Source organism: Ruegeria sp. AE3, from assembly GCF_056542225.1.
The window spans coordinates 49123-63305 of record NZ_JBQFZL010000008.1; the positions used below are offsets into that span (position 1 = coordinate 49123).

Here is a 14183-nt window from a genome sequence, read left to right on the forward strand (position 1 = left end):
TGCTTCACCCTGAAACTACGACGCCGCCATCAACCGCCATACACTGACCGGTCATCGCCCGGCTGGCGTTGGATGCCAGGAACAATGTCGGTGCAACCATGTCTTCGGGCGTCAAATGTTCTTTCAGGCATTGTCGATCCAAATGCGCGGCCAAATCTTCGGGCGTGGCCCACTTATCCAGCTGTTTTTGCGTCAAAACCCAACCGGGAGCCAGCGCATTCACACGTATGTTCTTTGGCCCCAGTTCGCGGGCCAAAGACCGCGTCATCCCTGTAATGCCCGCATTTGACGTCGTATAGATCGGATAGCCTGCATTGCCCATCATGTAGCTGATCGAGCTGAAGTTAATGATAACGCCGCCTTCCTTCATTTGCCGGGCCGCTTCCTGGCAGGCGAAATAGTAGGCTTTCAGGTTTACGTCGATCATCCAGTCCCAGAACTCGGTCGTGGTTTCCTCAAGTGTATGGCGCTGGTCATTGGCCGCGTTGTTAACCAAAACGTCTAGGGGGCCGTGGGCTTCGGCGGCTTTGGCCATTGTCGTGTGAAGAAGCTGAGTGTCGGTCATATCGCCCTGCATGAACAGAGGTGCGCGGCCGTGTTTGTCGCGCATCTCTTCGACAAAACCGCTGGCGTCCGATCTGCCGATAAAAGCCACATTGGCCCCCTGAGCCAAAAACCCATCCGTTAATGCTGCGCCCACGCCCGAGCCTCCGCCGGTAATATAGACGGATGACCCGTTCAGGTCATGAAATGTCGCTGGTTGGGTCATCAGTGGCTCTCTCTGGTCACAAGGCGGGTGTCTTTGCCGACGAGGAAATCCAGGTCGGCCCCCTGATCGGCCTGCAACACGTGATCGACATAAAGTTTGGCATACCCGCGGGAATAATGTGGCTTATCTGGTTTCCATTGGGCTCGGCGCGCGTCCAGTTCTTTTTCGTCCACCAACAGCTCAAGCTTTCCAGCGCTGGCCGAGACGCGGATGCGGTCGCCGGTTTTCACCAGCGCCAGTGTGCCGCCCGCCTGTGCCTCGGGGCTGACATGCAGGATGACGGTGCCATAGGCTGTACCGGACATGCGGGCATCCGAGATACGGATCATGTCGCGAACGCCTTCCTTCACCAATCTCGCCGGAATCGGCATGTTTCCCACCTCGGGCATCCCGGGATAACCCTTGGGTCCACATCCCTTGAGCACCAGAATGCTCTTGGATGTGACGGGCAGATCAACCCGGTCGATATTGGCTTTCAGGTCTTCGATATTTTCGAAAACAAACGCCTCACCCTCGGTTTCAAGAAGGGCATCTGTTGCGGCAGAAGGTTTGACGATGGCCCCGTTGGGCGCAAGATTGCCGCGTAAAACACGAAGGCCAGCAGCGGGCTTCACCGGATCGTTGAAAGGGCGAATGACGTCGCGGTTGAAACATTCAGCACCTTCGTAGTGGGCCGAGATGTCCTTGTTCAGAACCGTTCTGGCCGGGCGCAGGAAAGGTTTGAGTTCGCTCAGCACAGCCGGCACACCGCCCGCGTAACAGAAATCTTCCATCAGGTATTTGCCTGAGGGCATGCAGTTCACCAGAAGGGGAATCTCTGATCCGATTTCAAAGTCCTTGAGCGTCAGGTCAACGCCCACGCGACCTGCGAGCGCCAGTAGATGAACAACGGCATTGGTCGATCCCCCAACGGCCGCATTGGCGAGGATTGCATTCTCGAAGGCTTCTCTGGTCAGAATGTCGGATGGTTTCAGGTCTTCGTCGACCATTTCGACAATCCGCTTGCCTGTCAAATGGGCGAGGGCCATGCGGCGGGCGTCAACGGCGGGCAGGGCGGCATTGGTGGGCAGGCTCATGCCCATCGCTTCGACCAGAGACGCCATGGTGCTGGCCGTCCCCATGGTCATGCAAACCCCGGCACTGCGGGACATCCCGGATTCCGCGTTCATAAAATCCTGAAGGGTCATCTCTCCGGCACGCACGGCCTCGGAGAACTTCCACACATCGGTTCCTGAGCCAATATCCTGACCGCGATATTTTCCATTCAGCATAGGGCCGGAGCTGACAACGATCGACGGCAGGTCGACCGAGGCCGCGCCCATGAGTTGGCCCGGCGTGGTCTTGTCGCACCCGCCCAGCAGAACCACACCGTCAATGCCATATGCGCGGATCGACTCTTCGACATCCATGGCCAGAAGGTTGCGAAACAGCATGGCTGTGGGTTTCATCTGGGTCTCGCCCAGCGACATGACCGGGAATTCGACGGGAAAGCCCCCGGCCTCCCACACACCGCGCTTTACCCCTTCGGCCAGATCGCGGAGGCCGGAATTGCAAGGGGTTAGCTCCGACCACGTGTTGCAAATTCCAATAATTGGCCGCCCATCGAAGGCGTGATCAGGAAAACCCTGATTTTTCATCCAGGATCGATGGATGAACCCATCCTTGTCGAGTTTCCCGTACCAGTGCTGTGAGCGGCGTTTTGACATTGTTCTGTGATGCTTTTTTAGGTCTGGGTGGATTTGAGTATTTGTAAAAAGGTGAAATTCAAGCAGCGCGAGATGGGCGGCACCAATCTGGCAGCCAGTCGGCATGGGCAGACAGAAGGTCGTTCACCAGATTTCGAATTTGGCGCAGGTCCAGCTCGGCGGCGGTGTGCGGGTCCATCATGGCTGCATGAAAGATATGCTCGGGGTTCTGGTCGACCAATGCCCTGACTGTGAGTTCCTGAACGTTGATCTGGCTACGCATCAGGGCGATCAGCTGCGGTGGGATGTCTGCGATGACAGAAGGTTGAATGCCATTTGCATCAACCAGACACGGTGTTTCGACAGCAGCCCCCATCGGCAGCTGAGGTATCTGGCCGGTGTTTGGCAGATTGCCATATGCCACGTAGGGGGTGTCAGAGATGATTGCGTTCATTATGTCTGCCGCAAACTCATGGCTGTGAGTGACGGCAATGTCGCGCCCGTCGGTCAGGGTTTTGGCCTGCTCTTTCCAGTTGCTCATCTGTTCTACACAGCGGGTCGGGTATTCATCGAGTGGGATTGAGAACTTCTCGATCAGGTCCGCCCGCCCGTCTTTGATGAACCATGGCACGTATTCTGCCAAATGCTCAGAACTTTCGGTGCAGAAAAAGCCAAGGTGATCCATCACTTCGTAGCGCACCTTGTTGGGGCAGCGCGGCATCAGCAGCGGCGCCTTGGGGATCCTGCCGCTGACATAACCTTGCCTAAGGGCGGGGTAAAGATCATGGCCCTGATGCTCAAGCCGCAGGAAGAAGGCGACGTGATTGACGCCCGCGACTTTGTAGCGAATGTCGTCTTTTGGCAGGTCCAGATCATTTGCCAGTTCCGCGACCGTGTTCTGAACCGAGTGGCACAGGCCGACCTGCTTCAATGATGGGTATTTCTCGGCCAGTGCCCAGGTGTTGATGGCCATCGGATTGACGTATTGTAGCAATGTCGCATCAGGGCATAGCTGCATCATGTCATGCGCCACGTCCCACAAGACTGGCACAGTGCGCAGCCCACGCATGATGCCGCCGACGCCCAGCGTATCCGCGATGGTCTGGCGCAGCCCGTATTGCTTGGGGATTTCAAAATCTGTGACGGTACAGGGCTGGTACCCGCCAATCTGAAAGGCGGTAATAACGAAATCGGCACCATCGAGTGCCGCGCGTCGGTCTGTATGTGTGGATACTGTCGCGTTTGACCGGACCGAACGGATCATGGCGCGGGCTACAGCTTCGCTTTCTGTCAGGCGTACGGGGTCGATATCCATCAGCGCAAAGTGACTGTCCGCCAAAGCGGGGGTCAGCAAAGCATCCCCCACGATGTTCTTCATGAAAATTGTCGAACCTGCTCCGATGAAAGTTATCTTTGTCATTTTACAGCTCCGAGGGTCAGGCCCGCGATAAAGTGCTTTTGCATCAGGAAGAACATGGCAACCGGCGGCAGCGCTGCTACGATCGAGCCCGCGCTCATCAGTTGGTAGGCGGCGCGGAACTGGGCGTTGAAACTGGTTATGCCTGCTGTGACAGGCTGGCTTTCCGCGCCCTGAGTCAGGACGACCGCCCAGAAATAGTCGTTCCAGATGAAAGTGAAGATCAGCACGCTGAGTGCGGCAATTGCGGGTTTCATCAACGGCAAGACCACATACCAGAAGATGCGCCATTCGCTGATACCCTCGACCCGCGCGGCCTCGATTAATTCAAAGGGCAGGGCCCGGATAAAGTTGCGCATGAACAATGTGCAAAAGCCGGTCTGGAAGGCGATGTGGAACAAGACGAGGCCGGTTTTTGTGTTGTAGAGGCCCATATCAAGTGTCAGGTCGCGCACAGGCACCATCAGGATCTGGAATGGCACGAAGTTGCCGGCAACGAACATGAAGAAGATCCACAGGTTCGATTTGTATTTGTAGATGCCCAAAGCAAAGCCGGTCATGGAACTGAGGGCAACGGCACCGATCACCGTAGGAATGGTGATCATGAAAGAGTTCAGCAAGTATCGCGGCATGTCAGAGTTGAAGAATACCAGCCCGTAGTTGACTGCGCCCTCGAAACTGGATGGCAGGCCCCAATAGTTGGCGTTGGTGAAATCCGCCGCTGGTTTGACCGAAAACAGAGCCACCGCGAGTAGGGGCCCTAGCCACAGCAACAAGGCAAGTGGCAGCATCGCCTGATAGGTGATCTGCGCGGCACGAGATTGTTTTTTGATGGGTTTGGGAAACATCTCAGTGCCCCCGTTCTTCGCGATACATCGACCAGAGGAAATAGGCGATGAAGCCGAGCATGATCAGGAACAGCACCACAGCGATAGCCGCGCCATACCCCATGCGGAAACCGTACTCAGACAGTGCGACCTCGAACATGTAATAGGCCAGCACGCGGGAGGATCCGAATGGCCCGCCCTGTGTCATGATCGAAATCAGGTCGAAACTGCGCAGCGCCCCGATGATTGTCACGACGAATGCAATGAAAGTGGCCGGGCGCAACTGTGGCAGAATGATGTGCCACAGCATTCTCAAGCCTTTGGCACCGTCCAAGCGTCCGGCCTCGATCTGTTCGGGGTCGACGGCATTCAGACCGGTGAGGTAGAGGATCATGCAATAGGCGGTTTGCGGCCAAAGGCCCGCGACGATGATGCCGTAGGTGACCAAACGCTCGTCGCCCAGCACGTTCAATGGACCCATTCCGAGAAAGCCGAGAAACTCATTCAGAAGACCAAATGTCGGGTCATAAAACCACGTGAATACAAGGCCAACAACAACCTGAGAGATGACAAATGGAAAGAAAAACAGCGATTTGTAAAGGCGGATACCCCAGACCGTCTGGTTCAGAAACAAAGCAATGAAAAGGCCCGCCGGAATGGCCAGAAGATACAGGATCAGCCAGATCAGGTTGTTCTTGAGCGAGATATAGAATGCGTCCCGGTCAACCCATTCCCAATACAAATCTTCATAGTTTCGCATGCCGACATATTCGGCGGCACCCAGCCCATCCCACTCGTACAGTGACAGGTTGAAGGACTGGAAGACCGGAATGATCACATAGACCATGAAGAACAGCAGGCCCGGAGCAAGGAATAGCCACGGGGCGATGCGTTGTTGGTTTCTGTGGAACCAGTTCTCCTGATCAGGGGCGTCGGCGACAGTGGTCATGGGTGTCCTGGGTTTGTTTGGGTAAGGCGGGTTGAAACCACCTTACATTCTGTGGCGAGGTAGGCCGGGCCCGAGCCCGGCCCAAGCCTGATTAGTTGTCGTAGATACGCTCTCGCGCGCGTTCCAGCTTGGCCAGAATACGGTCAGCATTGTCTGGTTTAACCATGAATTCCTGGAAACCTTCCATTGACACTTTGGCCATTTCAGCCGGCGCGTCGCGGTCCCAGAACTGAGCCACTCCGCCGGGGCTGTTGGTCGAGAGCATCGAAAAGCCCTGCTGCAGGAATTTGTCATCGTCTACTGAGGATTGCGCGTTCACCGGCAACTGACCGAGGTTCGATCCGTTGTTGATCTCGGTCTGTTCATCCGACGAGACAACAAAGCGCAGGAACTCTCGTGCGGCTTCTTTGTTCGAGGCGTTCGCCGGGATGTGGAACGTATCGGTCGGTGCGTCTTCAGCCAATTCGACATCAGGGTTGATTGACACGAATTGGTAGAAATCCAACTGATCATCTGTCAGCCCTGCTTCACGCAAAGGCGCGACTGCAAAATTTCCCATCAGATACGCAGCGGCTTCTCCATTGACCATGAACGGCAAAGCCTCCTGCCAGCTATAGGTCTGATGGTTGTCAATGAAAGCCCCCATGTCGATCAACTGCTTCCAGTTTGCAAAGGTCTGCTTGACCCGGTCATCTTCCCAGCTGATTTCACCATTGGCCAGTTGATTGTGGAAGTCGAACCCGTTGGTGCGCATGTTCAGGTAGTCAAACCAACCGCCAGCGGTCCACAGGAACTTGGTCCCGATGGTATAGCAAGCACGGCCTGAATCGACGATCTTCTGGCAATTTGCCAGCTCTTCTTCCCAGGTAGTCGGTTCGCTGAGGCCCAATTCGTCAAAGATATCTTTACGATAGTAAACGCCCCACTGGTAGTAAGTGTAGGGGACGCCCCATTGTTTGCCATCGATGGTCATCGCGCCTTTGGTTGATGCCAGGTTTTCAGCAATTTCAGGTTCCGCCCAAAGATCCGAGACGTCTTCGAACAGACCGGCCTCAACATATGGTTTCATACGGTTGGCGGCGTACCAAGTGGCCACGTCAGGTGTGTCAGCCGTCAGAAAGTTGCGGATCTGGGTCTTATACGCTTCGCGGTCGATAACCGTGGTTTCGATCTCTAGGCCGGGGTGCTGCGCTGCAAACCGCTCGATCATCGCTTCCATCGTTGCGCGCGGGGCCGGGTTAGACGTGTCCAGGAATATCCGAAGCTCTCCATTTAGGTCAGCAGCCACCGGTGCCGCCATAGCAACGCCAAGTGCCAGCGCAGCGGTTGTGCGCTTGAAAGTGGAATACATGGTTTCCTCCCTGTTGTTTCCACAAAAGTTCCAAATAATGAAACAATGTTTTATATATTGAAAACTACACATCGACTCGGTTAGTCTTGTCAAGACCCTCGTGCGAACTGCGATGGGCAAGCGGAGGAGAACGGACGCCCGTGTCAGGTGACGGAACTATTGGCAAAGCATGTGACGTGCTGGATCAGGTCGCCGCATTTCAGCGCCCTGTGCGATTTTCGGAGTTGCTGGACGGCAGCGATTTTCCGAAAGCAACATTGTATCGGTTTTTGCAATCATTAACCAATCAGGGAATGCTATGTTACGACCCCGAGCGCCAAACCTACGCGCCGGGTATGCGTTTGGTACGGCTTGCGCATGCAGCCTGGACCCAAAGCTCACTGGCCCCTATCGCACGTCCGTTCCTCGATATTCTAAGCCAGGAAACTGGAGAGACTGTGCATTTGGCGCAGCTCGATGCTGGTCAGGTTCTATACGTAGACAAACGCAACGCAGCGCAACCGATTGAGATGTATTCTCAGGCGGGTAAGGTGGGCCCGGCCTACTGCACGGGTGTCGGCAAGGCGATGCTTGCCTTTCTGAATGAAAGTGACCTTAACCGGGCAATTTCGCAGCAGAGTTTTCATCGCTTTACCGACAAGACCCTGACGTCCGACAATGACCTGCGCACGGATCTTGATCGAATTCGCAGCAAGGGTTTTGCCGTTGATGACGAAGAACATGAACCCGGAATTATTTGCGTCGCCTGCCCTGTTCTTACAACAAACGGCCGTGTCCTGGGCGCAATCTCAGTAACCGGCTCGACCCAGCGAATGGATTTTGAACAACTCGAGGCATGGGTGCCTCGTGTGCGGCGGGTGGCTGAACAAATCAGCACCGAGGCGCAGGCATGGCGTTTCCCTGAAACGCGACCAGACCTCGGCAATGACAGGATGCAAGCGACATGACAGGTGTAACCCTGAACCAAGCAATAAAGCGGTACGGCCAGACGCAAGTCATTCACGGAATCGACTTGCAGATCGAAGATGGTGAGTTCTGTGTTTTCGTTGGCCCTTCGGGATGTGGCAAATCCACATTGCTACGGATGATCGCAGGTTTGGAAGAAACGTCGGAAGGCAAGATCCACATTGGAGCGCGGGACGTTACCCATATGGACCCGGCCAAACGCGGTGTGGCGATGGTCTTCCAGACCTATGCGCTTTATCCGCATATGACCGTGGCGGAAAATATGGGCTTTGGGCTGCGCATGAACGGTGTCCCAAAGGCCGAGATCACCAGAAAAGTGCAGGAAGCCTCGAACATTCTGAAACTTGACCAGTATCTCAAACGCAAACCCAAGGCTCTGTCTGGTGGGCAACGGCAGCGGGTTGCTATTGGCCGCGCCATCGTTCGGGGCCCCGACGTTTTCCTGTTTGACGAACCCTTGTCCAATCTGGACGCCGAGTTGCGCGTGGAAATGCGTGTTGAGATCGCGCGCCTTCATCAGGAAATCGGCGCGACAATGATTTACGTGACCCATGATCAGGTCGAAGCCATGACCATGGCCGACAAGATCGTCGTGCTGCGAGATGGTCGTATTGAACAGGTCGGGGCTCCGATGGATTTGTACCGTGATCCCGACAACCGGTTTGTCGCAGGCTTCATCGGTTCGCCTGCAATGAACTTTCTGGAATGTGATTATGGGGATGGCCATGTCTCCCATCCCGCGCTAGGCAAGCCGTTGCCCGTTTCTGCGACTATCCCCTCCGGTCGGACCAAGGTGACATTGGGCATGCGGCCCGAACATATTCAGATTGACCGTTCGGCCGATACTTGCACCGTGGACCTGACCGAAGCTTTGGGCGGCGTGTCCTATTCCTATTTACGGACACCAAATGGTGATAAGCTGATCGTTGAGGAACGGGACGATCAGCGAAGCAGAACCGGGGACCGGATCGGCATCGCCCTACAGCCAGAGCGTGTGATGTTTTTTGATCCAGAGACCGGGCAACGGTTTCGTTAATCACGACCTTCCAGCCCAAGGGCAGTCCTCCCAGTCCCAAGAGTTTCACGACACATAATCTGACCCGTGGCAAAACGCGCGGGCAGATGTGATTGATTCCTAGTCAAACGTGATTTAAGGGAAGCCCTGTCAAAACAGAGTCACCCAGGGGCTGTATCGTGATTTCGCCCCTCTCGCGCCACGCAATTGTGGTTGCAACTCTTGGATAGCACGCCCCGAAAGGCTTAAAAAAGGTAAAAGAATATGGCAGATAAATCGAACTTCGACATATTGTATACCATTGTAGACGAAGCGCCAGAACTGGCCAGCGCCTCGTTCCTGCCCATCATCCGCAAGTTCGCATCTGCTGCGGGCGTTCGCGTTGGCACCAAAGATATTTCCCTTGCGGGACGCATTCTGGCAGCATTCCCCGAGAACCTTACTGACGATCAGCGGGTAAGCGACGATCTGGCTGATTTGGGCGAGCTGGTGAAGACACCTGATGCCAATGTCATCAAGCTGCCGAATATCTCTGCCTCGGTTCCACAGTTGGTTGCGGCCATCGAAGAACTGCAATCGCAGGGTTACGACATTCCGACTTACCCGGCAGAGCCTGCAACGGATGAGGAAAAGACGATCCGCGCTCGTTATGACGCGATCAAAGGTTCCGCTGTTAACCCGGTTCTGCGCGAAGGGAACAGTGACCGCCGTGCGGCGCGTGCCGTGAAAAACTATGCCCAGAACAACCCGCATTCGATGGGCGAATGGGCGTCGGACAGCAAGACCAAAGTGTCGTCCATGCCGGCCAATGATTTCTATGCAAACGAGATTTCGGCCACCATCACCGCAGCACAAGCAGGCGATGCGACAATCGAATTTGAAGGCAAGGATGGTGACGTCACCGTTCTGAAAGACGGCTGGTCGCTGGAAGAAGGGACCATCGCCGACGCGACTTTCATGTCGGTCAAGGCACTGTCTACGTTCCTTGCAGATGCCATTGAGGACACCAAGAAAGACGGGACCATGTTCTCGCTGCATATGAAAGCCACGATGATGAAGGTTTCAGACCCGATCATCTTTGGCTATGCGGTCAAAGCGTGGCTGGCCCCCGTGTTTGAAAAATTCAGCGCGGAACTGGATGCGTTGGGTGTGAACCCAAATTCAGGCCTGGGTGCATTGCTGGAGCGCGTACAGGGTCACGCCGACATCATGACGGCCATCGACGCGATCAAGGCGGACCGCCCGTCCATGTATATGGTGGATTCGGACCGCGGAATCACGAACCTGCATGTCCCATCGGATGTAATCATTGATGCCTCAATGCCTGCAGTGATCCGCGCCGGGGGTAAGGGCTGGGATGAGACGGGTGCCAAAGGTGACACCAACTGTGTGATCCCTGATCGCTGCTACGCGACCGTCTATGATGAGGCCATTAAGTTCTTCAAAGCCAATGGCGCGTTGAACCCGTCCACTGCCGGAGCCGTGGCGAACGTGGGCCTGATGGCTCAGAAAGCCGAGGAATACGGTTCGCACCCGACAACTTTCGAGGCACCGGCGGATGGTACAATCCGCATCGTTCTGCCCAATGGTGAAACGTTGCACAGCCACGGTGTCGAGGCCGGCGATATCTGGCGCGCCTGCACCGTCAAAAAGGCGCCAATTGAGAACTGGATTCAGTTGGCCATGGACCGTCAGCGTCTGACCGGTTCCGAGGCGATTTTCTGGTTGGACGCAAACCGGGCCCATGACGCAGAGCTTATCAAATATGTCAAACCGGCGCTTGAGGCCGCTGGCGTGGCCGACAAGTTCCTGATCATGGCCCCACGCGAAGCGACTCGTCAGTCGTTGGAGACGATCACAGCAGGTAATGACTCGATTGCCATCACCGGCAACGTGCTGCGGGATTATCTGACTGACCTGTTTCCAATCCTGGAACTGGGTACCTCGGCCAAGATGCTCTCCATCGTCAAACTGATGAACGGTGGCGGTTTGTTCGAAACTGGAGCTGGTGGTTCGGCGCCCAAACACGTGCAGCAGTTGGTCGAGGAAAACCATCTGCGCTGGGATTCGATGGGTGAGTTCTGTGCATTGGGTGAATCTCTGAACTTCCTTGCCGATAGCAATGGCAACGAAAAAGCGGGCATTCTGGGTGCAGCGGCCGAAGCGGCGACGCAGGGTATTCTGGACAACAACCGCTCACCCAGCCGCAAAGTTGATCAGCCGGACAATCGCGACAGCCACTATTGGTTTGCACGCTACTGGGCTGAGGCTTTGGCCGCCCAGTCCGAAGATACGGAACTGGCTGCCGAGTTTGCATCGCTGGCCAAGGATCTGGCCGTCAACGAAGGGCAAATCCTGTCGGAGTTGGCCGCAGCGCAAGGTCAAGCTGCGGATTTGGGCGGTTACTATCACACCGATCCGGCCAAAACGGCAGCGGTTATGCGGCCCAGCACAACGTTGAACGCAATCATCGGCTAATCGCTAACGGCAAAACAGGTGATCCTTTGCCTGTTCAAAACACGGAAAGGGACCGGCACAGTTGTGCGGTCCCTTTTTTGTATCGTCGACACTGTCACGGAAAGTGGGCTGAGAAAAGTATTATGCATTTACAATGCTTTATAATGAATTTGTTTGTACTTACGGGATTCCCCTAATAGCACGGCAGCTCTGACTGTTTTAAACCTTGGATAACACAGAATTTCACTGGTGATGCCTCAGGGCCTTATCACTCACTCAGAGAATGACCAGCATTTGGGGTGCTGGTCATTTCATTTTGGTTCTCAGAATTTTCTGGGCAGCCAAGCAGTTCAACCATGGTTGAACACGAACACTATATCGAGTGCTCACAATTATACTGGAGATTGGGTCTTAGCCAACGCGCCGGGGTTCTGGGTTGGCAATCGGCGTCTGTGTTCTTTTCGTTCCGTACGCTGCAACACCTTTGTGTCGCAGATAAGACAGGCGACGCGCCTCACGCCGGGCAAGTGCCAGAGATTCCAGGATCAGCGCGCACACGATTGACAGCATGGTTCCGACAAAACCGGATACCGCGACAACCAAGGACGGAATTCGGTCAACCAAGCCAGTTTCCAAAAACTCGCGGAAAACCGATACGAATACGGACAGCGAAGGTAAGAATATCAACAATGCCAAAGACAGGAAGAACGCGATTGGCTTTTCGTCTTTGATCAAAAGGCCAATCATTTTGAGAATTCGCCACCCATCTGAATATGTGGCCAGTTTGGAGTTCGAATCCGGAAGCCGTGAGACATATTTTGTCTCTACTTCTCCAATCGGCATACGCATCTGCATCGCGTGCACTGTAAGTTCAGTTTCAATTTCGAAACCGTTGGAAACCGCTGGAAAGCTTTTGACAAAGCGTCTGCTGAAAACACGATAACCGGACAGCAGGTCGTTGATTTTGCTGTTAAAGAAGAATTTCACCAGTCCGCTGAACAAGGCGTTTCCAAACTTATGACCCCTACGATAGGCTTGAATGTCCTCGTTAACACGCGCGCCATTTACCATATCAAGGTTTTGCGAGACCAGCAGATTAATCATGTCAGGTGCTGCCATACTGTCGTAGGTCGCATCCCCGTCTGCCATAACGTAGACATCCGCATCTACGTCAGCAAACATCCTGCGGACAACGTTGCCTTTACCCTGATATGTTTCAGAATAGACCAGCGCGCCAGCGTCTTGCGCCATTCTGGCTGAGCCGTCCGTGGAATTGTTGTCGAATACGTAGATTACCGCCTCCGGCAGGGCGGCGCGGAACTGCTTGACAGTTTCACCAATGGCAATCGCCTCATTGTAACACGGTAAGATAACAGCAACCTCCAGCCCCGGCCATGACGCCCGTGTCAGAGATCCGTTTCTTAATTTCAAGGCAGCCTGTATCATACGTAACTCAAGCTCGCTCGGGTGTGTCATTTGAAGGAAAATTGCACTTCATTCCCAAGATGCTGCGCGCATGAGGCATTTCTGAAGCAGATAAATGGCCGAATTTTGGCATCCGATTGAAACGCCCTGATAATTCAAAAAAAATGGGCCGGTTCAAGTACCGGCCCCAAAGTTTCAGCTGAACCGAGGGATCAGTTCGAAGCTGCGTTCAACTTTGCGTTTTGCTCACGCAGGGTATCCGAGATGATCGCGTACCATTCACCGGATTGACGCATTTCGATCAGACCCTTGTTCATCATCGCGATGTATTCGCGCGCGAACGGGTTGGTGCGATGCGCAAGGAAGCTCATCGAAGACAGTGTAGACACATAGGGGTTCTCAACGATGTCAGCCGAAGTCAAACCCATGTCTTTCATTGTCGATGCGAACAGATCAACTTCGAATGCCGCAACATCTGCGGTTCCGGTCAATACAGCGTCAAGGCAATCACGGGCCGAGCTCGGTTGAACCACAGTCGTGTTCTCGCGGTTCAGTCCCTGTTCTTCCAGAACAACCATGCTCCAGCCTGCCATACGGCAAATAGTCGAACCTTCTAGGTCCTTGAAGCTGGTCGCGCTTGCGTATTCGCTTTCCGGCAGTGTGAAGAAGCCACCGACGATATCGTAAACCGGGACGGAAGCTACGAATTGAGTGCAGCGAGCTTCGGTTTCCGGGGACCATTCGTATGTACGATTGGTACAATCCGGAACGGTCCATGCAATTGAAATATCGAAGGCACCAAGCGGCAACAGTGTATCCAGATGCGAACTCCAGTCGTCGACAAAGCTGACTGAATACTCACGGCTGTTTCCGGCCCGCTGAAGGCTGGTCGTTGCCAGGCGGGTCATGATGCCCCCGCCGTTCAGAGATTCGGTTGTGAACGGTTCCCATCCGTTACCCGCCACCATCTTGATCGGCGGCGCATAGACATTCGAGCGCTTGACGCTGGCTGCGCGCTTTTCTTCAGCAGCGATGATTTCCTGCGCGCTTTGGCCGTTCGGCAGGCTGCCGTCTTCACAGGGTAGGGCCAGCACCAGCCCAGGATTAAGAGACCCTGGGTTTGTGATAGCGTTCCTGTTCGCGTTGAAGATCGGCTGGTAGTTCGAGGTGCCATAGGCGGCGATGGCGATGGTTGCCAACGTGTCGCCGTCTTGCACTGTATAGTTTGTACACGCTTCCTGTGCAGCGGCAGCACCCGCGCTCAGAGCTGTGATGGCGGTTGCCGACAGCACTAGTTTCTTAATCTTCTCGTTAAACATTTC

At 54.8% G+C, this 14183-nt stretch carries 11 protein-coding genes; 3 read left to right on the plus strand and 8 right to left on the minus strand.

Annotated features, from left to right (window positions below; all coding sequences use genetic code 11):
• Positions 1-4: 4 nt before the first annotated feature.
• From ACR0NZ_RS14515 to ACR0NZ_RS14540, 6 genes are all read right to left on the minus strand, one after another.
• A complete protein-coding gene (locus tag ACR0NZ_RS14515; protein WP_480519824.1) occupies positions 5-769 on the minus strand; it encodes an SDR family NAD(P)-dependent oxidoreductase in 765 nt (254 codons plus the stop codon).
• Positions 769-2475, minus strand: coding sequence for an IlvD/Edd family dehydratase (locus ACR0NZ_RS14520; protein WP_480519826.1), 1707 nt, complete (start codon positions 2473-2475; stop codon positions 769-771). The genes ACR0NZ_RS14515 and ACR0NZ_RS14520 overlap by 1 nt, the downstream gene beginning before the upstream one ends.
• Positions 2476-2533: 58 nt before the next feature.
• Positions 2534-3874 (minus strand): alpha-galactosidase, encoded by a 1341-nt coding sequence (gene melA / locus ACR0NZ_RS14525; RefSeq protein WP_480519828.1) that lies wholly within the window; start codon positions 3872-3874, stop codon positions 2534-2536.
• Positions 3871-4719 (minus strand): carbohydrate ABC transporter permease, encoded by an 849-nt coding sequence (locus ACR0NZ_RS14530; protein ID WP_480519830.1) that lies wholly within the window; start codon positions 4717-4719, stop codon positions 3871-3873. Before ACR0NZ_RS14530 ends, melA begins: the two co-directional genes overlap by 4 nt.
• Before the next feature lies 1 nt (position 4720).
• The gene (locus ACR0NZ_RS14535; RefSeq protein WP_480519832.1) at positions 4721-5647 is read right to left on the minus strand and encodes a carbohydrate ABC transporter permease; all 927 of its coding nucleotides are present in this window, start codon (positions 5645-5647) and stop codon (positions 4721-4723) included.
• A gap of 91 nt (positions 5648-5738) precedes the next feature.
• Positions 5739-6998 carry an ABC transporter substrate-binding protein gene (locus tag ACR0NZ_RS14540; protein WP_480519834.1) on the minus strand — a complete coding sequence of 420 codons (1260 nt, stop codon included), beginning with the start codon at positions 6996-6998 and terminating at the stop codon, positions 5739-5741.
• 140 nt (positions 6999-7138) lie between these two features.
• Here ACR0NZ_RS14540 and ACR0NZ_RS14545 point away from each other — a divergent pair, with 140 nt between their 5' ends.
• From ACR0NZ_RS14545 to ACR0NZ_RS14555, 3 genes are all read left to right on the plus strand, one after another.
• Entirely contained in the window at positions 7139-7945 is an 807-nt protein-coding gene (locus ACR0NZ_RS14545) for an IclR family transcriptional regulator (RefSeq protein ID WP_480519836.1), read from the plus strand.
• Complete coding sequence (locus tag ACR0NZ_RS14550; protein WP_480519838.1) at positions 7942-9000, plus strand: ABC transporter ATP-binding protein; 1059 nt, start codon at positions 7942-7944, stop codon at positions 8998-9000. The genes ACR0NZ_RS14545 and ACR0NZ_RS14550 overlap by 4 nt, the downstream gene beginning before the upstream one ends.
• 243 nt (positions 9001-9243) lie before the next feature.
• The gene (locus ACR0NZ_RS14555; RefSeq protein ID WP_480519840.1) at positions 9244-11457 is read left to right on the plus strand and encodes an NADP-dependent isocitrate dehydrogenase; all 2214 of its coding nucleotides are present in this window, start codon (positions 9244-9246) and stop codon (positions 11455-11457) included.
• A 390-nt stretch (positions 11458-11847) separates the two neighbouring features.
• On the opposite strand, the gene ACR0NZ_RS14560 is transcribed toward ACR0NZ_RS14555, so the two are convergent.
• Both ACR0NZ_RS14560 and ACR0NZ_RS14565 read right to left on the minus strand, forming a co-directional pair.
• A complete protein-coding gene (locus ACR0NZ_RS14560) occupies positions 11848-12867 on the minus strand; it encodes a glycosyltransferase family 2 protein (RefSeq protein WP_480519842.1) in 1020 nt (339 codons plus the stop codon).
• 206 nt (positions 12868-13073) lie between these two features.
• Positions 13074-14180 (minus strand): peptidoglycan-binding protein LysM, encoded by a 1107-nt coding sequence (locus ACR0NZ_RS14565; protein WP_480494212.1) that lies wholly within the window; start codon positions 14178-14180, stop codon positions 13074-13076.
• Between the last annotated feature and the right edge of the window lie 3 nt (positions 14181-14183).

Excerpts from the sequence above, each read along its gene's own strand:
- ACR0NZ_RS14550 (WP_480519838.1), top strand. The coding sequence starts at position 7,942 with ATGACAGGTGTAACCCTGAACCAAGCAATAAAGCGGTACGGCCAGACG.
- ACR0NZ_RS14515 (WP_480519824.1), bottom strand. The coding sequence starts at position 769 with ATGACCCAACCAGCGACATTTCATGACCTGAACGGGTCATCCGTCTAT.
- ACR0NZ_RS14555 (WP_480519840.1), top strand. The coding sequence starts at position 9,244 with ATGGCAGATAAATCGAACTTCGACATATTGTATACCATTGTAGACGAA.
- ACR0NZ_RS14540 (WP_480519834.1), bottom strand. The coding sequence starts at position 6,998 with ATGTATTCCACTTTCAAGCGCACAACCGCTGCGCTGGCACTTGGCGTT.
- ACR0NZ_RS14530 (WP_480519830.1), bottom strand. The coding sequence starts at position 4,719 with ATGTTTCCCAAACCCATCAAAAAACAATCTCGTGCCGCGCAGATCACC.
- melA (WP_480519828.1), bottom strand. The coding sequence starts at position 3,874 with ATGACAAAGATAACTTTCATCGGAGCAGGTTCGACAATTTTCATGAAG.
- ACR0NZ_RS14565 (WP_480494212.1), bottom strand. The coding sequence starts at position 14,180 with ATGTTTAACGAGAAGATTAAGAAACTAGTGCTGTCGGCAACCGCCATC.
- ACR0NZ_RS14535 (WP_480519832.1), bottom strand. The coding sequence starts at position 5,647 with ATGACCACTGTCGCCGACGCCCCTGATCAGGAGAACTGGTTCCACAGA.
- ACR0NZ_RS14520 (WP_480519826.1), bottom strand. The coding sequence starts at position 2,475 with ATGTCAAAACGCCGCTCACAGCACTGGTACGGGAAACTCGACAAGGAT.